The 20,316-nt window shown below is 48.0% G+C and carries 17 protein-coding genes; 8 read left to right on the top strand and 9 right to left on the bottom strand.

The window, feature by feature from the left end; all coding sequences use genetic code 11:
- Positions 1–8 precede the first annotated feature (8 nt).
- The 7 genes from AACH41_RS07170 (at position 9) to AACH41_RS07140 (ending at position 8,644) form a co-directional block, all read left to right on the top strand.
- Positions 9–506, top strand: a complete 498-nt coding sequence (locus AACH41_RS07170) for a lipocalin family protein (RefSeq protein ID WP_338654011.1) — start codon at positions 9–11, stop codon at positions 504–506.
- Positions 507–579: 73 nt separating this feature from the next.
- The gene (locus tag AACH41_RS07165; protein ID WP_338654009.1) at positions 580–1,524 is read left to right on the top strand and encodes an acyl-CoA desaturase; all 945 of its coding nucleotides are present in this window, start codon (positions 580–582) and stop codon (positions 1,522–1,524) included.
- A 5-nt stretch (positions 1,525–1,529) separates the two neighbouring features.
- A complete protein-coding gene (locus AACH41_RS07160; protein ID WP_338657586.1) occupies positions 1,530–2,777 on the top strand; it encodes an FAD-dependent oxidoreductase in 1,248 nt (415 codons plus the stop codon).
- Positions 2,774–3,547 carry a DUF1365 domain-containing protein gene (locus tag AACH41_RS07155; RefSeq protein WP_338654007.1) on the top strand — a complete coding sequence of 258 codons (774 nt, stop codon included), beginning with the start codon at positions 2,774–2,776 and terminating at the stop codon, positions 3,545–3,547. The genes AACH41_RS07160 and AACH41_RS07155 overlap by 4 nt, the downstream gene beginning before the upstream one ends.
- A gap of 16 nt (positions 3,548–3,563) precedes the next feature.
- Positions 3,564–4,853, top strand: a complete 1,290-nt coding sequence (locus AACH41_RS07150) for a cyclopropane-fatty-acyl-phospholipid synthase family protein (RefSeq protein WP_338654005.1) — start codon at positions 3,564–3,566, stop codon at positions 4,851–4,853.
- 36 nt (positions 4,854–4,889) lie between these two features.
- Positions 4,890–6,866, top strand: a complete 1,977-nt coding sequence (gene mnmC / locus AACH41_RS07145; RefSeq protein ID WP_338654003.1) for a bifunctional tRNA (5-methylaminomethyl-2-thiouridine)(34)-methyltransferase MnmD/FAD-dependent 5-carboxymethylaminomethyl-2-thiouridine(34) oxidoreductase MnmC — start codon at positions 4,890–4,892, stop codon at positions 6,864–6,866.
- Positions 6,863–8,644, top strand: a complete 1,782-nt coding sequence (locus tag AACH41_RS07140) for a tetratricopeptide repeat protein (protein ID WP_338654002.1) — start codon at positions 6,863–6,865, stop codon at positions 8,642–8,644. Before mnmC ends, AACH41_RS07140 begins: the two co-directional genes overlap by 4 nt.
- Here the strand turns inward: AACH41_RS07140 and AACH41_RS07135 are convergent.
- Positions 8,630–9,550 carry a DMT family transporter gene (locus tag AACH41_RS07135; RefSeq protein ID WP_338654001.1) on the bottom strand — a complete coding sequence of 307 codons (921 nt, stop codon included), beginning with the start codon at positions 9,548–9,550 and terminating at the stop codon, positions 8,630–8,632. The genes AACH41_RS07140 and AACH41_RS07135 overlap by 15 nt on opposite strands.
- A gap of 15 nt (positions 9,551–9,565) precedes the next feature.
- Here AACH41_RS07135 and dapC point away from each other — a divergent pair, with 15 nt between their 5' ends.
- Positions 9,566–10,759, top strand: a complete 1,194-nt coding sequence (dapC, locus tag AACH41_RS07130) for a succinyldiaminopimelate transaminase (RefSeq protein ID WP_338653999.1) — start codon at positions 9,566–9,568, stop codon at positions 10,757–10,759.
- A gap of 49 nt (positions 10,760–10,808) precedes the next feature.
- Here dapC and AACH41_RS07125 read toward each other — a convergent pair whose 3' ends face one another.
- The 8 genes from AACH41_RS07125 to AACH41_RS07090 all read right to left on the bottom strand — a co-directional run bounded on the left by AACH41_RS07125 (position 10,809) and on the right by AACH41_RS07090 (position 20,272).
- Positions 10,809–11,291: an FxDxF family PEP-CTERM protein gene (locus AACH41_RS07125; protein WP_338653998.1), complete on the bottom strand. Its 483-nt coding sequence runs from the start codon at positions 11,289–11,291 to the stop codon at positions 10,809–10,811.
- Between the two features lie 318 nt (positions 11,292–11,609).
- A complete protein-coding gene (locus AACH41_RS07120) occupies positions 11,610–13,046 on the bottom strand; it encodes a phosphomannomutase (protein ID WP_338653997.1) in 1,437 nt (478 codons plus the stop codon).
- Between the two features lies 1 nt (position 13,047).
- Positions 13,048–14,460, bottom strand: coding sequence for a mannose-1-phosphate guanylyltransferase/mannose-6-phosphate isomerase (locus AACH41_RS07115; protein WP_338653996.1), 1,413 nt, complete (start codon positions 14,458–14,460; stop codon positions 13,048–13,050).
- 31 nt (positions 14,461–14,491) lie between these two features.
- Positions 14,492–15,466: a UDP-glucose 4-epimerase GalE gene (galE, locus tag AACH41_RS07110; protein ID WP_338653995.1), complete on the bottom strand. Its 975-nt coding sequence runs from the start codon at positions 15,464–15,466 to the stop codon at positions 14,492–14,494.
- Between the two features lie 75 nt (positions 15,467–15,541).
- On the bottom strand, positions 15,542–16,312 hold the full coding sequence (locus tag AACH41_RS07105; protein ID WP_338653994.1) for a WecB/TagA/CpsF family glycosyltransferase: 771 nt from the start codon (positions 16,310–16,312) through the stop codon (positions 15,542–15,544).
- 63 nt (positions 16,313–16,375) lie between these two features.
- Positions 16,376–17,572 (bottom strand): glycosyltransferase family 2 protein, encoded by a 1,197-nt coding sequence (locus AACH41_RS07100; RefSeq protein ID WP_338653993.1) that lies wholly within the window; start codon positions 17,570–17,572, stop codon positions 16,376–16,378.
- 132 nt (positions 17,573–17,704) lie between these two features.
- Positions 17,705–18,775, bottom strand: coding sequence for an acyltransferase (locus AACH41_RS07095; RefSeq protein ID WP_338653992.1), 1,071 nt, complete (start codon positions 18,773–18,775; stop codon positions 17,705–17,707).
- 84 nt (positions 18,776–18,859) lie between these two features.
- Positions 18,860–20,272 (bottom strand): Atrophin-1 multi-domain protein, encoded by a 1,413-nt coding sequence (locus AACH41_RS07090; RefSeq protein WP_338653991.1) that lies wholly within the window; start codon positions 20,270–20,272, stop codon positions 18,860–18,862.
- Between the last annotated feature and the right edge of the window lie 44 nt (positions 20,273–20,316).

Raw genomic sequence — 20,316 nt, 5'->3', positions numbered from 1 at the left:
TTTGTATAATGAGTATTTTTTCTCTGACCGCTTGCCAAAGCTTGCCTCCGATTAAAACGGTTGAGCAAGTGGATTTGGACCGTTTTATGGGCGACTGGTATGTGATAGCAGCGATCCCGACCTTCATTGAAAAGGATCCTTACAATCCGGTTGAGCGCTATGAAAAAACTTCGGATGGCAGTATTGCCACTACTTTCAGCTTTCGTCAGGGCAGTTTCACAGGCCCACTTAAAGTCTATCACCCGACGGGTTTTATTGTGCCGGGCACTGGCAATGCCGAGTGGCGCATGCAGTTTGTGTGGCCGTTCAAATCAGAATACCTGATTGCTTACCTGGACCAGGATTACCAGCATACGATCATTGCGCGTAACAAACGTGATTATGTCTGGCTGATGTCGAGGAAACCAACGCTGGATCAGGCCAGCTATGAACAACTGGTCGCTAGAATCCTGGCCATGGGCTACGACACCAGCAAGCTAGAGGTTTTCAAGCATCAACCACAATAAAAGGGTGAGTTGTTGATCAAACAAACATCACCATACGCGCAACAGGCGACGCGTATTTGAGAGAGGACGAATCATGCAACACAGAATCACCGGGCTGCTATGGCGGCTCATTGGCTGGCTGGATAACCAGCGCTACCAGCCGCCAGCCAGTGCGCATGCGGAGAGCATAGACTGGTGGCGGGTGCTGCCGTTTGTTGGCCTGCATCTTGCCCTGCTCGCTTTATATTGGGTGGGCTGGAGTCCTTTTGCGGTGGCCTTTGCCATCGGGCTTTATTTGATCCGCATGTTTGCGATTACCGGCTTTTATCACCGCTATTTTGCCCACAAGACCTTTCAAACCTCGCGCGCCGGACAGTTCTTATTTGCCTTGATTGGAGCCACTGCAGTACAACGCGGTCCTTTGTGGTGGGCCGCCCACCACCGCAGTCATCATGTACATGCAGATCAGCCGCAAGATATTCATTCACCACACCAGCATGGCTTGCTGTGGAGTCATTTAGGCTGGTTTCTGAGCCATGCCAATTTCAAGACGCAATTAGAGCGTGTGCGTGAATTGACGCGTTTTCGTGAACTCTGCTGGTTGGACCGTTTTGACAGCCTGGTGCCGCTCGCACTGGCTTTAGGCATCTTTTTACTGGGGACTGCGCTGGCACATTATGCGCCACAATTACAAACCAACGGCTGGCAGTTACTGGTGTGGGGCTTTGTGGTTTCCACCGTGGCGCTTTATCACGCCACCTTTTGTGTCAACTCCTTGGCGCATGTCTGGGGTAGCCGCCGTTATGCCACGCGCGACCACAGTCGCAATAACTGGCTGATTGCCCTGCTGACGCTGGGTGAAGGCTGGCACAACAATCATCATCATTTTCCGGGTTCGGTCAAGCAAGGTTTTTACTGGTGGGAGATTGATTTGACCTATTACGGACTGAGAATACTGGCTGCATTAGGGTTAATCTGGAATTTAAAGCAAGTGCCAGTTGAGGTGCGCGATCAGCATCATCAGGAAAGGCCGCTGTAATGGGATTGAAGATTGCCATTATCGGCGGCGGTATCGCTGGTAATACCCTTGCCTATTATTTGCATCAGCAGCATGACATCACCCTGTTTGAAGCTAACGACTACATCGGTGGCCATACGCATACACATGAGGTGACGGTTGGTGGCCAGAAGCATGCGGTAGATACTGGCTTTATTGTATTTAACGATAAAACCTATCCTGAGTTTGAGCGTATTTTGCGTGAAGCGGGTGTCGCTTGGCGTGACAGCAACATGAGCTTTAGCGTGCGCAACGAAGTCAGCGGGCTGGAATATAACGGTACGACGTTAAACAGTCTGTTTGCCCAGCGCCGCAACTTACTGTCCCCAGCGTTTTACCGCATGATTCTGGATATCTTGCGCTTTAACAAAACCTCACTGGCTCTGCTCGCTACAGGCGATGAAATTCCGCTGGGTGACTATTTAAAACGGCAGGGATATTCAAGCCAATTCATCCGCGACTACATCGTGCCTATGGGGGCCGCGATCTGGTCAACTGATTCAGAACAGATGCTGCAGTTCCCTGCCCGCTTCTTTGTGCGCTTTTTTCACCATCATGGCATGCTCACGGTAGACCAGCGGCCGCAGTGGCGCACCATCGTCGGCGGTTCTGCGCGCTATCTGGAAAAAATCACTGCCGGCTATCGTGACCGTATCCAGCTCAATGCAGCAGTGCAGGCTGTGCAACGCGATGCACAGGGCGTCAGCGTGACCACGCAAAACGGGCAATCACAGCGGTTTGATTTTGTCTTTTTTGCCTGCCACAGTGATGAAGCCTTGCAGATATTGGGCGCTGAGGCCACAACGGCCGAGCGCGACATCCTAGGCGCCATTCCCTATCAGGATAACACGGTATATCTGCATACGGATGCCCGTCTGATGCCGCAACGCAAGCTAGCCTGGGCGGCGTGGAACTACCACGTTACGGCGCAAGCGACAGACAAGGTGCAGGTCACCTATAACATGAACATCCTGCAAGGCATCCAGTCCAGCGAGCCTTTACTGGTCACCTTGAACTACACCGATGCCATCGCGCCAGACAAGGTGATTAAAAAGCTGCACTACCGCCATCCTTTGTACACGCTGGCAGGCGCCCAGGCACAAGCCCGCCATGCCGAGATCAGTGGCAAACACCGGACTGGCTATGCCGGCGCCTACTGGCGCAACGGTTTTCACGAGGACGGCGTGGTCAGTGCACTGGCGGCCATACAACATTTTCAGGCGATGCATTTATGAGTCCCCCCGCCGCATTGCAAACAGACTGCTTGCAAAGTGCCATTTATACAGGTTGGGTGAGCCATCAACGGCTACAGCCAACCCTGCATGGTTTTCGCTACCGGCTGTTTATGTTGTATCTGGATCTGGATGAATTGCCAAAGCTTTTTAAAAACAATCGCTTATGGTCTTATCTTAAACCAAATCTGGCTTATTTTCGGCGCCAGGACTATCTGGGGCCCAGCCACGAGCCGCTGGATGTCAGCGTGCGTAACCTGGTTGAACAGGAAACCGGGCAGCGTCCATTAGGTCGCATCGGCTTGCTGACGCATTGCCGTTACTGGGGCATTTGCTTTAATCCGGTGAGTTTTTATTACTGCCACGATGAGCAAGGCCAATTACAAGCGATTGTGAGCCACATTACCAATACTCCATGGAAAGAACGGTTTGCTTATGTACATGCCATGAATACGGCCGAGAACGGGGTATTTAGCCTCAAAAAAGACTTTCATGTTTCGCCATTTATGCCTATGGATATCCAGTATCAATGGCAATTTTCATTGCCGGCGGAAGTCCTCAACGTACATATGCAAAACTGGCGAGATCAACAGTCCATGTTTTTTGCCACCTTGAAATTACACAGACAGCCCTGGCAAGCGGCTACCTTGAATCGCCTGTTATGGCAGTACCCGTGGATGACACTGAAAGTGATTGCCGCCATTTATTGGCAAGCCTTGCGGCTTTGGCTCAAAAAAGTGCCGTTCTATCCCCATCCTGATCAAAATACCTGACGCTGAATTGAATACTATGAATACCCTTCCCAGCCCTTCATCCTTGCCAACGGACACCCTGACCAAACCGCTCAAGGCCAAAAGCCGCGCCAAATGGGTAGCGCAACTGGCCAAATCGCAGGTGCTCAAACGCCTGTTAGGACTGCAGATTGGCCAGCTTACGCTTGTAGATGGCACAGAAACGCATGTGTTTGGCCAGGCACAACCAGGCCAGATTCAAGCCAGCATTACCGTGCTTGATGCGCGTTTTTATGGCGAAATTGCATTTGGCGGCAGCATTGGTGCGGGGGAGGCGTATATGCTGGGCTACTGGCAAGCAGACACATTAACCGATGTGATCCGCCTGATGGTGCTTAACCAATCTGTCATGGACACGCTGGAAGGCGGCTATCAATGGCTAAGCAAGCCCGTACTCAAACTGTTTCACTGGCTCAATAGCAACAGCGAGGCAGGCAGCAAAAAGAATATTGCCGCGCACTATGATCTCGGTAATGACTTGTTCCAGTTATTTCTGGACCCGACCATGATGTATTCCTCTGCCATGTTTGACACGGAACCCGCTAGTTTACAAGCGGCTTCTGAGCGTAAGTTACAGGTTATTTGTGAGAAATTACAGCTTAGCGCAAACGATCGCGTGATTGAGATTGGTACGGGATGGGGCGGCTTCGCCATCTATGCGGCCAAGCACTATGGTTGCCATGTGACCACCACCACCATTTCGCAGCAACAATATGCGTTGGCTCAAAGCAGAATCGCGGAAGCAGGACTGCAAGACCGCATCACGCTGCTCAAGCAGGATTACCGTCATCTGCATGGGCAATACGACAAACTGGTTTCAATCGAAATGATAGAAGCGGTCGGTCATCAATACTACGACACGTATTTCAACAAAGTCAGCCAGTTATTGAAGCCCAACGGTGTTGCATTGATTCAGGCTATTACAATTGCGGATCAGCGTTATGACAGTGCCATCCGCTCCGTGGATTTTATCCAGCGCTATATTTTTCCAGGCTCGAATATTCCATCGAACACTGCCATGCTGGCAAGCATGACCCGCGCCAGCGACTTGCGGCTGGTGGACTTGCAGGATATTGGCCTGGACTATGCCACCACCTTGCGTCTATGGCGGGAAAACTTTTTTGCCAATATCGATGCCATACAGCGGCTGGGCTATAGCGAGACCTTTATTCGCATGTGGGATTTTTACCTGAGTTACTGCGAGGGTGGCTTTGCAGAATGCGCGCTGGGCGACGTGCATTTGCTGTTGGCCAAACCTGGTTATCGTCAGCTTAAGCGCGTGGCCTAAAGCAGCGCATGCTCCGGCCATGATAAACTTGGCGGCATGAGTACACATGCAGTCTTGGAGTGGCGCAATGGCCTGCCCTACTCCCCCGAATTCGATGATGTTTATTTTTCTGTCAGTCCCGAGCATCCGCAGCATGGGCTGGCAGAAACCCGTTATGTGTTTTTGCAGCATAACCATTTGGCTGAACGCTGGCAGCAGCTCCCGGCCGACACAGCGAGTCATTTTGTCATTGTAGAGACGGGTTTTGGCAGCGGCCTCAATTTTCTGGCGGCTCTCAAGCTCTGGCGTGACACCGCTCCTGCTCACGCCCACCTGCATTTTGTCAGCGTCGAAATTGCGCCCTTCACCTTGCAGGATTTGCGAACCGCGCATGCGCATTTTCCAGAACTGGCCGAAGCAAGCGCGGCACTCTGCGCACAATATCACTTGTTACAGCCAGGCATTAACCAGCTTGAGCTGCCTAGTTTCTCGGCCAGCCTGACCTTGTTTATCGGGGACAGTGCGCATTATTTGCCACAGCTCACTTTGAAGGCCGATGCCTGGTTTCTCGATGGCTTTGCGCCGTCCAAGAATCCGCAAATGTGGCAACCATATTTATTTGCAAGCATGGCCACCTGTGCGCGCACAGGCACCACATTTGCCACCTTTACCAGTGCGGGTGTGGTCAAGCGCGGCTTGCAAGCCGCTGGATTTGTAGTCCAAAAAACTAAAGGCTTTGGCAACAAGCGTGAAATGTTATGTGGAAATTGGCCCACGACGACTGCACCAACGATCAACCCGCTGCCTAAAGTGGCCATCATAGGTGCAGGCATTGCGGGCTGCAGCACGGCCAATCAATTGGCGTCGCTCGGCTGTGAAGTGCATGTGTTTGAGCGTGCGGCGCAAGTCGCTACGGGGGCCTCTGGCAATCCCAGAGGCATGCTCTATCCCAGGCTCAATGCCGAAAAACCGATGAATGACCAGCTCGCCTGGCGTAGCTATAGTTATAGCCTGCGGCATTATGCGCAGCTCAATCTGGGCGACGACGGCTTCCAGAGCGTCGGGTTATTACAACTCGGTGGCAGCCCACGTGAACATAAACGCGTGCAAAAAGTTGCCGCCCGCTATGAACAGCTTGGCGTCGATACGCCACTGCTCCACAAAATGACGGCAGCAGCAGCCAGCGAATGCGCGGGCGTTCAGATTGGCCATGAGTGCTTATATTTCCCGCACGGGGCCTGGGTCAATCCGGTGCGGGCTTGCCAGCAGATGGTGAAGCAGCCAAAAATTAGGTTGCATTTAGCGCAGGAGGTCGACAAGCTTTCACGCATTTCTTCCGGCTGGCAGCTATTCAGTGATAGCAGCCCCTTGGGCACGTTTGATGCCGTGGTGGTGTGTAATGCGGCTGAAGCGGCAGCTTTAATTCCTGAGAGTGGGATGTGGCTCAATCCTGTGCGTGGACAAATGGGGGTGATTGCCGCGCAACCGGCGATGCAACCCTTGCGTACCATCTTGTGTGGGGATGGCTATCTAACCCCAGCGCATCAAGGAACGCATGCCATGGGAGCCACCTTTGCGCCAGGCGAAACGGATACCAGCGTGCGTGCTGAAGATAGCGAGCAAAATCTGCATATGGTGAGCACGCTCAGTCCACAATTTGGTCCAGTGGCGCACACGGCCGTGATCTCGGCACGGGCTTCGTTACGCTGTGGCTCGCCGGATTATTTACCCTATGTGGGTCCGCTTTTGCCGTTACAAGACTTAATGGACAGTCATGCGTCAGTCAACAGCTTCGCTGACTTGCCCGCTGCACAAGGGCTGTATGTGCATGCAGCGCACGGTAGTAAAGGCCTGATGACAGCCCCTTATTGTGCAGCCATACTAGCCAGACGCATGCTGCAAGATTTTGGCCATACCTTGCCACAACTCTCTGAGGATACTTTTTGGCTAGGTCTGCATCCGCAACGGTTATTGTTTAAACAGGCCGGCTGGAAGCCATTGCTACAGCCGTTTAGTGAGCAAGAGAAAACATGACTGATCAGCTAGCCAAACTTCAGCAGCAGCTCAGCCGCACGCCAGATGACCCGGAACTGCATTACGAGCTGGGACGGTATTATTTGCAAACCAAGCAAGCCAATGCGGCGGAAAGCGCTTTTCAGCACGCCCTGCAACTGGTGCCAGAACATCCGCAGATATTGATGCAGCTCGGTAATGTAGCCAGCCTGCGCGGCGATGAAACTTTGGCGGCCGACTTTTTCAGACGTTCACTGGCACAAGACAAGCAGCAGGCCGATGTGCATTTTAATCTGGCCAATAGCCTACGCAAGCTTGGGCAAACCGCGCTTGCCATCCAGCACTACCAGCAATCGTTGCAACTGGATCCACAGGATGCGGAATGCCATAACAATCTGGGCAATGCCTACCGCGAGCAAGGCCGGCTGGACTTGGCAGTGGCTGCCTATGTGCGTGCCCTGCAATTAAATCCCAAACTGCTGCATGCCAAGGTGCATTGGATCCATCAAAAACAGCATATGGCTGACTGGCAAGGGCTTGAGCAAGCCATTGCAGAGGTGCGTCACGCGTTACAGGCGCTGCCTCAGGCACAAATCCCGCCATTTGCCTTTCTGTCCATGCCAGGCACCACAGATCAGGAGCAGTTAGCCTGTGCCAGCCGTTGGGCGCAACAACATTACGCGCACATCCAACCACTGGCTGCGCCAGCGGCCAAATCAGCAGGTGCGCGCATCAAAGTGGCTTATCTATCCTCGGATTTTCGTAAACACCCCCTGGCTTATTTGGTCACTGAGGTCATCGCTGCACACCATCGCGAGCAGTTTGAAATACTGTTATACAGCAATAGCCACAATGATCAGTCTGCCGAATGGCACGCTTTTCATGCGGCCGCAGATCAGTGGCTGGAAATCAGCAACATGACAGACGAAGCGGTTGCGCAACAGATGCGCACAGCGGAGATTGACCTGCTGGTAGACTTAACCGGCTTTACTCAACGCAGTCGCAGTGGCGTCGCCGCTTATAAACCGGCGCGTAAGCACGTCAACTGGTTGGGGTATCCCGGCAGCATGGGCATGCTTAATGGTGTACCGCTATACGATGCGATTATCGTGGATGAAACCTTGGCAGGAGTGGCCTTGGCGGAGCAGGCGATCATACTGCCCTGCTATCAACCGAATAATGCACGTCGCCCCACTACAGACGCAGGTAGCCGCCAGTCACATGGTTTGCCAGCGCAAGGCTTTGTGTTCTGCTGCTTTAACCAGAGTTTCAAGATTACGCCTGAGGTGTTTGCCTGCTGGATGCGGATTTTAAAACAGGTCCCAGGCAGCGTATTGTGGCTGCTCGAAGGTAATGTCTGGGCAGCCAAGCATTTGACAAACGCCGCCATGGCACTGGGCGTCGCTGCTGATCGTTTGATTTTCGCGCCGCGCACCAGTATCGAGCAACATATCGCCAGGCAGCAACATGCAGATTTAATGCTGGACACCGCACCCTACAATGCCCATACCACCGCCAGTGACGCGCTATGGCAAGGTATTCCTTTGCTCACTGTGCAAGGTACCACCTTTCCGGCACGCGTAAGCGCAAGTTTGCTCAAGCAACTCGGCTTGGAGGATTGTATTTGCCAAGATTGGCTGGCTTTGGAGCAAATGGCCGTCATGCTGGCACAAACGCCAGCAGCATTAGCGGCCATCAAAGTGCGCTTGCAAAACCATGCCAATCGCCTGTTTAGCCCGGACAGCTTCTGCCGCCAGCTTGAACAGGCGTATCAACAATTGCTTTTATCCAGCGGCTGAATCTTCCGTCTCCGCGGTGACGACTGACAATACGCCAGCGGCAATAATACACAGGCCGCCCATCATCTCTGTCACAGACATCGTTTCATGTGCCAAAAAGTAGGCGGCGATGGCGGCGACAATCAACTCGGTCATAAATAATACTGAGGCTTGAATGGCCGGGATTTTGGTGACGCCATACTGAACAAGCAAGGTGGCAGAAACCAGTAGCAATGCGATCAATACCAACCAAAGCCCCATCATGGGCGTCACGTCTGTGACAAAAGCAAAACCATTCGCCCCCTTGAGCCATAGCAATACCAACATAGATAAGCCAAATACGCCCAGCCAAACCAGCATGCCTTTTGCCGCAACAGAGAGGTGGGTGGAGTAACGGGTAATGACATTGGTCAGCGAAAAACCAATGCCGGCGGATAACGCTAACCAATCCGAGGTGGATTGCGGCCACGGCCACATCCATAGGCCGTCTGTCAGCATCAAGGTCGCGCCAAGCAAAGACAAGCCTATCGCCGCCAGTTGCGGTAAATGCCAGGGCTCATGCAACCAGATTCTGGCCAACAGCAGTGTCCACAATGGCGAAAGATAAAACAGCAACATGACCCGCATGACTTCGCCATCAATCACCGCCAGCACATAAGCTAGATTGGTCCAGCCCGCCACCAGGCTTAAGCCATAAGCTGAAAAAGGAATCTGCGAGATATACGCTGACCGCCGCCAGAACAGCAGCATACCAATTACCAAGGCCACGCAATAACTCAGTACGCTTGATTGAACGCCAGACAGGCCGACCTCATTCAGCAGCCGGTAAGGGTACCAAATCACGCCCCAGCACAAGGCGCCATACACCAGGGCCAACGATGCCCACTTTTTTTGCTGCGAAGCTTTTTGTTTATGCGAAAGCGTCACTTATAATACACACCTATGAATCCACATTTAAATCTTCTCCAGCCCTACCCTTTTCAACGTCTGCGCGACTTGTTTCAAGGACTGACGCCAAATCCTGAGTATAGCCACGTTAACCTGTCTATCGGTGAGCCCAAGCACGCCACGCCAGTCATCATTTCTGAAGCACTGGCGAACAACCTGAGTGGACTGGCCAGCTATCCTACCACAATCGGCGTAGCGGCCTTGCGTGAAGCCATCAATCAATGGCTACAGCGCCGCTACCAGATCCCGGCACTCAATATCGATAAAGCCATCTTGCCGGTTAATGGCAGCCGCGAAGCATTATTCGCCTTTGCGCAAGCGGTGATAGACAACACGGGCTCACAACCGCCAGTGGTCATCTCACCCAATCCGTTTTACCAGATTTACGAAGGTGCTGCATTTCTGGCAGGCGCCCAGCCCTACTTTATCAATACCACCCTCGAGAATGATTTTGTGATGGATCTCACACAAGTGCCTGCTGACGTGCTGAAGCGCACGCAATTGGTATTTGTCTGCAGTCCCGGTAATCCTTCCGGCAAAGTCATGGACATTGCCGCCTGGAAAACACTGTTTGAACTCTCTGATCAATACGGATTTGTGATTGCCTCAGACGAATGCTATTCGGAAATCTATTTTGATGAAGCGCAGCCGCCCGTTGGTGCCTTGCAAGCCGCGCATCAACTTGGTCGCGACTTTAAACGCATCGTCATGTTCAGCTCGCTGTCCAAACGGTCAAATGTGCCTGGTATGCGCTCTGGCTTTGTCGCAGGGGATGAGGAGATTGTAGAAAAGTTTACGCTATACCGCACTTACCATGGCTGCGCCATGAATCCGGCCGTACAAGCTGCAAGTATCGTGGCCTGGAATGACGAAGCGCACGTCCAACAAAACCGTGCACTTTATCGTGAAAAATTTGCGGCCGTCACCCCACGCTTGCAAACTGTATGGCCGCAAACGCAATTACCTGATGCCGCATTTTACCTGTGGATCAATACCGAGCAAGATGATACTGCTGTAGCCAAACAGCTCTATCAAGACCTGAATATCACAGTGCTGCCGGGCTCATTTCTTGCCCGTGAAGCGCATGGCGTCAATCCGGGACGAGGCTTTATTCGAATGGCGCTTGTTGCATCAACTACGGAAACGATTTCTGCCGTTCACCGAATTAATGCTCACTTCTCCAAATAAAAAGCCGATTGCAAATGTGCAATCGGCTATCAAATGCTAGACGAAAAAATTAAGAAAATTTTCTTCTAGCGATCAAAGCAATAATTCCTAAGCCAGCAAAAATCAATGCATTATTTTCTGGTTCAGGAACTGGTGTAATTGTGTAGCTACCGGAGTAAAAGCCACCGCCTAGCAAGTTAAACTTTAAGGTGTAATTCCCTGCAGCAAGGTTTGATACGCTAAATGTGAATCTTGTCAAATCTAAAAACGTTGGTGCCCACTGGAATGTATCATCCACATCGCTGACTAATGTTGCGCCTTGGAACAAACCTGTATTCACTCCATTTATTACTGTAAGCACTGGGTCAAGAATGCCAGTTAAATTAAAATTACCACCAGTGTAAGAAATGTTGATTTTTTCAGTTCTGGATTCAGTTGAAAACGGCTTATCGTAACCGCTAAAATTAACCGTACTTACAGTTGCTGACGCAATACCGGAATACGCAATTGCCGTAGCACAAGCGATTGATCCCAAAAACGTAGATACTTTCATATCCTCTCCTCAATTAAAATTAAATATGATGTGCATTTACGACAAAAATACGCCATCAAAATTATCGCGATAACGTACACACAAGTATACTAGCAATAATCATGCCCGCAGAATAAAATCCATAACTATTTGATAATTAAGGGAATTGGTATAATTTAATCTGAAGGATCGAGCTGAAAATAAACTAATTGCACCAATAGAAACAGACACTCAACTAACATGCACCAATTCTATGCATTTATTTTAGCTTAATTAACATTGCAATAGCAAAAATATTTAAAGATATTCTGTGTTATTGCTATTTTGCGAGTAATTGGATCAACCAACTAACAGCTTAAGTTTATTTAAAACATCGTTCACTAATGTAATTGATGTGGTCTGGTTAGGTGTTTCTACATAGCACCTTAATTCTGGCGCATTTCCTGATGGACGCAGATGGATAATATTTCCAGAGACCAGGGTTAACCTTAACCCATCCGTGATATCTGCACTAATGACATTTTCATCGATCTCAAGAGTGCTCAATAACTCAGCAGGCGCCTGAGTCCATGCCTGCAATAAGGCATGACTTTTTTCATTGGGAAAATTCTGTAATCGATCGCTCGCGGTAAAACGCTGAGGGAGGTTAGCAACCAACTCCGAAAGCGGTTTGTTTTGTCTCTTAACTTCGGCCAGCAAACATACAATTGGCAAAACAGCATCACGTGTCGGCAAGGGGGCTAGATTTTCATATTCCGTATTAGCCGATCCTAGCAAGAATCCTCCGTTCGCTTCAAAGCCGGCAATACTGTTAGTGCCTGAACGCTTAATTTCTTCCATTGCAGCAATAACAAAGGGTGAGCCGATTCGTGTACGGGTCACCTTATGAAAAAGGCCACTGGCTTCGATTGCGGTATTACAGCTAACAGGTACCGCCAGATGCGTCATTTTTAATGCCTTGGCTGTGAGTAATCCGACAATGTCACCCCGTAACCATTGCCCTTTTTCATCACTGATTAATGGACGGTCGCCATCGCCATCTGTAGAAATAATGGCATCAACAGAATACTTTCTAGACCAGGCCAATCCTTTCTCAACATCCTCTGGCGAGACTGCCTCAGTATCAATCGGAACAAAAGTATCCGATCTCTCCAAGCAAATCACCTCTGCTCCCAAGTCTTGCAAAAGTACACTTAGCAAATCACGGCCTACACTGGAGTGCTGATATATCGCCAGTTTGAGTCCTGAAAGCGCGTTATGCCCTAATAATGATTTATAGCGTTGTATATAATCATATTTTGCTGACATATCCTCTGGCGGCAACGCATTAGAATTTTGAAGTAAAGGTTGCACTTCACTCGCCAGCATTGCAGTTTCATCCGACTTGCTGATTTCGCCATCTGGGCGGTAAAACTTCAGTCCGTTACGGTCATAAGGGATATGGCTGCCAGTGACCATAATGCCAGGAATACGATGGGTTTGAGCAAATAACGCTAGGGCCGGCGTTGGGATAGCACCACAAAAAATCACTTGCAGCCCTAACTGGCTTAGCATGTTTGCGCAGGCTTGGGCAATGTCTGGGCTACTCGGGCGTAAGTCAATTGCAACAGCGACTCGCTGGAAGTCGTAGCTACGTTGCATGGTTTTAACAAAAGCATGCGTGTAGCCAGCGCATACCTCATCTGTCATTGATGAAACCAAGCCTCTGGCCCCACTAGTACCAAACCCTACGCCGCTTTCCAGCATGAGTTGCTTTAACTGTTTGCTTTCGATCATGCTAGTTCCGGCCATAGGTGTCTTCGAACCTGACGATATCATCTTCCCCTAGATAACTTCCAGATTGCACCTCGATCAGATGTAATGGCAACTTGCCCGGGTTTTCCAGGCGATGGGTAGACCCAATAGGAATATATGTAGATTCGTTTTCAGTATAAAGCTTGGTTACATCATCCACTGTAATCATGGCAGAACCACTCACCACCACCCAATGCTCGGCCCTATGGTGATGCATTTGCAGAGACAGTTTTTCGCCAGGCTTGACCATAATGCGCTTTACCTGGAATCGCTCCCCCACATCAATACCTTCGTACCAGCCCCATGGACGATACACGCGCGGATGTACCTGGTGCTCAGTGCGACCGCTGGCTTTGAGATGATCTACAATATTTTTCACATCTTGAGCACAGTCTCTGTGTGCCACCAAAATGGCATCACCGGTCTCAACGATCACAAGATCCTCTACTCCTACCGCTGCCACAAATCTATGCTCGGCACGCACCAGAGTATTTTTGACATTCCTGAGATAAACATCGCCACGAATTGCGTTTCCTGATTCGTCGTTTGGCTGGACCTCTTTCAGCGCAGTCCAAGATCCAACATCATTCCACCCCATATTGGCTGGTACGACTGCGGCCAGCTGCGTTTTCTCCATGACCGCATAATCAATCGAATCTGACGGAGACTTGGCAAATGACGCTTCATGTAAGCGCACAAAATCAAGGTCCTTGTAGCTATTAGCCACAGCCATGGTCACTGCATCTAGCATGGCTGGGGCATGTTGTTTCAGCTCGGCGAGAAAAATGGCTGGTTTAAACAAAAACATGCCACTATTCCAGTAAAAGTTGCCGGCATCAAGATACTGCTGTGCCGTTTCGGCGTCAGGCTTCTCAACGAACCGTGCAACGGTATAACATCCTTCTGCGGCCTCCAGGCCATCCCCTGATTGAATGTAGCCATAACCGGTTTCGGGATGTGTGGGCTCAATGCCGAAAGTAGTTAGCTTGCCCATACTGGCCGCCACACTGGCGCGACGCACCGCCGCTTCAAAAGCAGCAACATCGGTAATCACATGATCAGCTGGCAACACCAGCATTAGCGCATCTGTGTCCTTCAAAATTAACGACGCGGCCGCAATGGCCGGCGCTGTATTTCTTGCAATCGGCTCAAGGACGATCGCCGCTGGATTCAAGCCTACCTGTCTTAATTGCTCAGCAACCAAGAAACGATGATCATTGCCACATACAACAATAGGCGACTCAATCTCTGCCCAACTAGCCAGCCGCAGTAGTGTCTCCTGTAGCATGGTATTTTCACTTACCAGAGGCAATAGTTGTTTTGGCAATACGGCACGTGACAAAGGCCATAGACGGGTCCCAGAACCGCCAGATAATATTACAGGAACAATTTTCATATATTTACCTTAATGCTGCATTCTCTAAAGTTTAGCTTAACTGCTTGAGCTCCCATTGCCAAGCGTGAGCAACAATAGTTTCTAAGTCGGTAAATTTAGGCGCCCAAGATAGGATTTTTCTTGCTCGAGCAGAATCTGCAACCAATCTCGCTGGATCTCCTTCACGCCTGGGACCGTTGACAACAGTCACTTTTTTTGTGGAAACCATTTGTACGGCATCTATAACCTGTTGCACAGAGAACCCTGAGCCATTTCCCAAGTTAAAGCGATCACTCATCCCACCATTGTTTAAGTATTCCAAAGCGGCCAGATGCGCAGAGCATAAATCAACAATATGAATATAATCTCTAATACATGTACCATCAGGTGTATCGTAGTCACGTCCGAATACATGGATGTTTTCTCTTCGTCCAGACGCGGCTTGTAAAATTAAAGGAATCAAATGCGTTTCAGGGTCATGACGCTCGCCTAGCTGACCTTCTGGATCTGCACCAGCAGCATTAAAATACCTTAAACACACAGATCTAAAATCAAAAGCCTTACTGTAGTCGGCAAGTACTTGCTCAATCATTAATTTTGAACGGCCATAGGGATTCAGCGGTCTGTTTGGATGGGCCTCATCAATCGGGACATAATCTGGCTCCCCAAATACAGCCGCCGTAGAGGAGAAAATAAATTTATTGACGCCAAACTCAAGCATCGTATCAAGCAAATTGAGCGTATTAGTCACATTATTACGATAGTAAATATCTGGTTTGCGTACAGATTCGCCCACTTGAATATAAGATGCAAAATGCATCACTGCATCAGGCTTGTAATCTTCAAATAACTTTTTTAAACAATCTCTATCGGCCAAATCGCCCTCAACAAAAATACCGCCAACAACTGCATCTCGGTGCCCACTGGAAAGGTTATCCAGCGTAATGACGTTGTGTCCTGCCCCAAGCAACATTTTTACCATATGTGATCCAATGTAACCTGCGCCACCAACAACCAAAACTTGCATTTTTTATCCCTGTAAAAATTTAATTGACTGAATGATATGAACAACAATCACCCACTATATAGCAACTATTATTTATTAACGTTCAAAGCTTTTAAGGACTTCTCTCAAAAAAAGTCGCGGAAAGACAATTGCATCCACCAGATATCTCTTCACTAATCTCTTGGGTTCTGAACACATCCGATGCAACCATTCCAACCCAACTTTTCTCATCCAAACTGGTGCCCTTGGTTTGTTTCCAGCTAAAAAGTCTATTGTTGCTCCTACGCACAATGCAACCTTAACCTTTAGCAAAGGAGAGTATTTATTAACCCAAATTTCTTGCTTAGGAGCACCCAGTCCAATTATCAATAAATCAGGCTCTGCATCAGAAACGGTACGGCAAATTTTTTCGCAATCAATATGGTTTTTTTCGAAGCCAAATTCAGGGCTTAGCGTCCCTACAACTTTTACTAAAGGCCATTGGGATTCTATATTGACAGCAGCCTTTTCTCCTACACCGGGCATGGCGCCCAGCAAAAAAACTTTTAAGGGCAGTTTTTTTTGCTGAAACTGTTCGAAAATATTAGGCACCAGGTCACTGCCTGGTACAGTCTCAGGAAGTGCTTTACCCAACAATCTTGAAGCCATAACGACAGGCTTGCCATCTGCAACAATAATAGATGCCTCTGAGTATGCCTGTTTGAAGGCGGAAGACTTGTCCAAAAGGACGATGTGGTCCACGTTCGGAGTCACGACATATTTGCAGTCGTAATCGCCGTATTCTAGCCATTCTTGCAATATATCCAGCGTATTAAGCATGGTCAGACGATGAATGCTGATTCCAAAAAGCTCAATTTTATTATTCACCTTAACGCTCATTTGATACCACCGGATTTCTCGGATAACATTTTTTTAAACCCTCTTCGCCTTTTAGTTTTCATCACGTTTGGATCTCACCCATTCAGACTGGCGCTTAAAAACAAACCTTAAGTAAATTGGAACCTTCGTCAGAATGTAATAAGGGATACTCAACAGCTGTCTTAACGAGATTATTTCTCGACCAAATGCAATCCAAAAACAAAAAATGCTCAAAGCAAATAAAGAATTCAAATAAATTGTGAGCGCAAAATAAATAGCCGGAAAGTTAAATATTGTGACTAATAACAGACCTGCCACCATCAGCAAAGCAAGTGACATCGCCATCAAAGAAAGCGGTGGCACTAACAAATCAATCCCCATCGCAAAAAGGTGCAGATTTTTTTTCAAAATCGCTTTGAGCAAAATATGGGGGACATCTTTAAATATAATCCCTAAATGTCCATGCTCCCAGCGTGTTCTTTGGGACTTAACCCCCTCCTCATTAAGAGGAAAATAGCTATAAACCTTGGCATTAGGACAAAATACAGGGGCAGCTGCAATTTCTGCAGCCTCTAATCCAAGTTTCATATCCTCTACTATATGTCCTGTAGCAAAGTTAATTTTAGAGATATGCCGCCATGGGAAGGCCATACCAGAACCGGTTAACTGACAAGGCAAATTAATGATTGAAAAACCTAACGGTCTGACATAATTCTTCAGCAGCCAGCCAAATTCTGCAATTTTCATTTTAATGGAAGCGCTGGCGGATCTATTGAACATCAAATAATTGGCTTGTACTGGCCGCCCAGTACTCACAGCCTTGTCAATCAAATGATCGATTGCGTTACCATCAACGATACAGTCCGCATCTAGAATAATAACGATATCTGGTGAGAATTGACGTAAATGATTAATCCCAAAATCTAAAGCATACCCCTTGCCTCGCCGACTATGGTCATGACGCTCTATAACTTCAAGACCACGCTGTCTGACAATCTCGGCGGTATCATCATTACAATTATCGGCTACGACCAGAACCTTCAGCGTTGAAGCATGATTCTGGCTGATTGAGTCAAGTGTTGGAATGATATTGACAGACTCATTATGGGCAGGAATTAAGATACAAACGTTTAAGTGATCATATAGTTTAGGCTGAATCACCTTGTGCTTCGAAGCCAATATTGCAATGAATACTTGAGCTGAAACGATCAAAACCGGGATTGTTGCCAAGATCAAAATAACAATAAAAATAGACTCGATGACTAGCACTTAAACCTTTCATATCGTTTAACTAGTGATGATTTTAATAATGTTGAATGTCCAGCCAAAATGTTATTTTCGCCCATCAACTCTTACAGAAAATAAGATTGAAAACAGTACATTTAATGAATAATAACAGGCTTAATATTTTATTTTTTGACTCATTTTAATCGAAGGCTTCTCTACGAGTGTGTACATTATATAGGCAGCGATAAAACACACAATTACACTAGATAACATAAACATGAAATCAGAAGACGTACTGTGGCCAAAGAACGCTCTAAAAATCCTGCCATAGGCACCAGTGATGTTATTGTGAATCAAATAAAGACTGTACGAAACCAATCCTAATAACTGTAGCGGAGTGTAATTGAGCCAACTGTTCATTTTTTTATATTTCATTGCCATATGCATTATAAAGCTCGTTAAACCTGCAGTAATCGCAAACAAATTATATTCAACAGCTCCTATCACAATGAGGCATCCATAAAATGCGATCAGGTAAAATTGAAATAATTGCCCTCGGTTTGAACACCATCCGACCAGCGTGCCAGCGCAAAAAGCATACCAGTAATAAATAAAAATAAGATGATTGTGAACGAAAGAATGCACTGGCGCATCGTGAGGAACAAATACAAGCCAAAGTAATGCCGGGATCGTCATTAAAAAGATCATGAACCAATGAGCTAGGCTGCCAGGCAGGCGCTGCGAAATGAAGTAAATAAATATACTAAACACAAAATAAAACTGCATTTCATAGCAGAGTGTCCAGAAAACGACATTGATTTGTTGGTATTGTAGAAAGCCCTGTAAATAAACCATATGGGCCAGTATTACGCTCCAACTTGGCCAATACGCATCCGGTTCACCATGCTTTACTTTAAGCCCGATCACAACCAAGGACAGCAACATTGCAATGTAATAAGGTGGTGATAAGCGAGCAAGTCTTCTCAACATAAACTGTGCAGATTGCTTAATCCCCATTTTTTTTGACTCGGTGGTGATAGCCATCACAAAACCACTCAATACAAAAAAAATTGGCACCCCCAAATTACCATGCTCAAATACTAGCGAGGTGAAAAAGGTGCCTAAAAATTTAGTCAACTGCGCAACATGCTGCCCTTCATTCAAGTGGTAAAGTACCACCCACAATGCAGCCAGAGCTCTGAGGCCATCAGCAAATGCGTATCTGTTTTGTCGGTTTAAGTTCAATGAGAGGTCCAATATGGGAGTGTTAACTACCCAATGTACCCCTGAATGATTAAACTTTTTTTACAGTATAGTCCGTATTACCTATTAACGGCTGATTTTTATTAGCTCGGCTCTGGCAGAAGAGCTGCTCCCTACGCCACTCGTTACCGATAACATAGGGACAAAATCGGATGAGGGCCACGTAAAAGTTTCGGAATCACCGTTCTCAAGCAGTTTTGTCTGATACAAAGCTTGCTGTCTGGATTTGTCAAGAATCCTCATTGATACTTTAGCCCCTCCTGTCGTGATTGCCCGAAACCGGAAAGTTTCGCCGACCTTAGGCCTCGCCCATAGAATCGCCTGCATCCCTCGACCTGAATAGTTATCTTGTGTTACAGGTCGGGAGGTTGGTCCAAACATCACAGCCTGGGTTAATGTATCAAACTCACCCAGACTATCTCCTTGCTTTAATGTCCAAGGCCCACGCATTGACAGCAAGTTGAAGTTGCGTGCGGGGATGAATTCCTGGCCGGCCCCATTGATCCACTTGTCTGCAGAAGCAACCTGTCTTAAGCTTGAACGAATCAAGTTTAACTCGTCTGCAACTTGATTATCCCAAGAAAGCTTGGGGCGATTCAGGTTGAAGCTGACAGGACCATTTTCCACATAAATCACATAAGGTGTCCCATAATTTTCATCGACAACATAAGCTCCATAGGTTTTCAAGGTTCGTACAATCTTCTTCATTTTAGGAGAAGATTGTATTTTGGACTCATCAAAACTCTGCGGCAGCATCAACAAGGCTCCTTCAGGAATTTGCCCAAAATGACGTTTCTCTGAGTAAGTATCTGCTGATGTAGCAGGAAAAATATAAGCTGGTTTTGGAGACAAGCCATTATCCGTCAGTGAAATTGCTAAGGCATGCTCAAAAACAGGCTTCTGATCTTCGATTTCATGCTGTCGTATAATCCCCGCCAATGAAGGTACTGCAGCAGCACGTGCGCCTTGAAAATAATGCGCGGGATCCCCCCAACCTCTTCCATCCAGTCGTGTCCAAGCGTATTGCTCAGCCATCCAGCGGCCATCTTTAAACTTTAATTGCCAGAAAGAATGTATGATCCCAAGGCCCTCATCCACAATATCTGCATGACCATCACTCCCAGATGCAGGGATAACCTCTTTAGGCCAATGTGGAATGGTCACAAAAGGTTTGACTTGTTCAGAATCTGGATCCCAGACTCCCTTTCTTTCCGGGTAGCCATAAACTTTTACGGGGGCGTCAGTCTCTTTCGCTAAAAAAACGCCGGTTGAGTAAGTGCCCTGCTGAACCGCCGGAAAGTACTTTGAAAGTGGGATCTCGAAATTGGTAAACTGAGGATTTACTGGTTTGCTATTCCATAACGAATCAACTGCAAAAGGTCTTTTAAACGTTCCGAACTCATCTTCTGAGCCCCATGCAACAACTGAAAAGCCTAGACATAGGTTGATACCAACCCACAAGGACAATAAATATTTCATAAAGTACTCCTTAAAGACGTCGCTCTTAAATCGACCTCATAAGC

It is taken from the genome of Methylophilus sp. DW102, from assembly GCF_037076555.1.
GTDB lineage: Bacteria > Pseudomonadota > Gammaproteobacteria > Burkholderiales > Methylophilaceae > Methylophilus > Methylophilus glucosoxydans.
The sequence above is the reverse complement of the archived record's forward strand: the minus strand, read 5'-3'. Positions and strand labels throughout refer to the sequence as shown.

Bases quoted from the DNA above. Each gene is read 5' to 3' on its own strand.
- AACH41_RS07170 (WP_338654011.1), top strand. From the start codon at position 9: ATGAGTATTTTTTCTCTGACCGCTTGCCAAAGCTTGCCTCCGATTAAA.
- AACH41_RS07125 (WP_338653998.1), bottom strand. From the start codon at position 11,291: ATGAAAGTATCTACGTTTTTGGGATCAATCGCTTGTGCTACGGCAATT.
- AACH41_RS07120 (WP_338653997.1), bottom strand. From the start codon at position 13,046: ATGATCGAAAGCAAACAGTTAAAGCAACTCATGCTGGAAAGCGGCGTA.
- AACH41_RS07150 (WP_338654005.1), top strand. From the start codon at position 3,564: ATGAATACCCTTCCCAGCCCTTCATCCTTGCCAACGGACACCCTGACC.
- galE (WP_338653995.1), bottom strand. From the start codon at position 15,466: ATGCAAGTTTTGGTTGTTGGTGGCGCAGGTTACATTGGATCACATATG.
- AACH41_RS07090 (WP_338653991.1), bottom strand. From the start codon at position 20,272: ATGAAATATTTATTGTCCTTGTGGGTTGGTATCAACCTATGTCTAGGC.
- AACH41_RS07165 (WP_338654009.1), top strand. From the start codon at position 580: ATGCAACACAGAATCACCGGGCTGCTATGGCGGCTCATTGGCTGGCTG.
- mnmC (WP_338654003.1), top strand. From the start codon at position 4,890: ATGAGTACACATGCAGTCTTGGAGTGGCGCAATGGCCTGCCCTACTCC.
- dapC (WP_338653999.1), top strand. From the start codon at position 9,566: ATGAATCCACATTTAAATCTTCTCCAGCCCTACCCTTTTCAACGTCTG.
- AACH41_RS07155 (WP_338654007.1), top strand. From the start codon at position 2,774: ATGAGTCCCCCCGCCGCATTGCAAACAGACTGCTTGCAAAGTGCCATT.
- AACH41_RS07140 (WP_338654002.1), top strand. From the start codon at position 6,863: ATGACTGATCAGCTAGCCAAACTTCAGCAGCAGCTCAGCCGCACGCCA.
- AACH41_RS07115 (WP_338653996.1), bottom strand. From the start codon at position 14,460: ATGAAAATTGTTCCTGTAATATTATCTGGCGGTTCTGGGACCCGTCTA.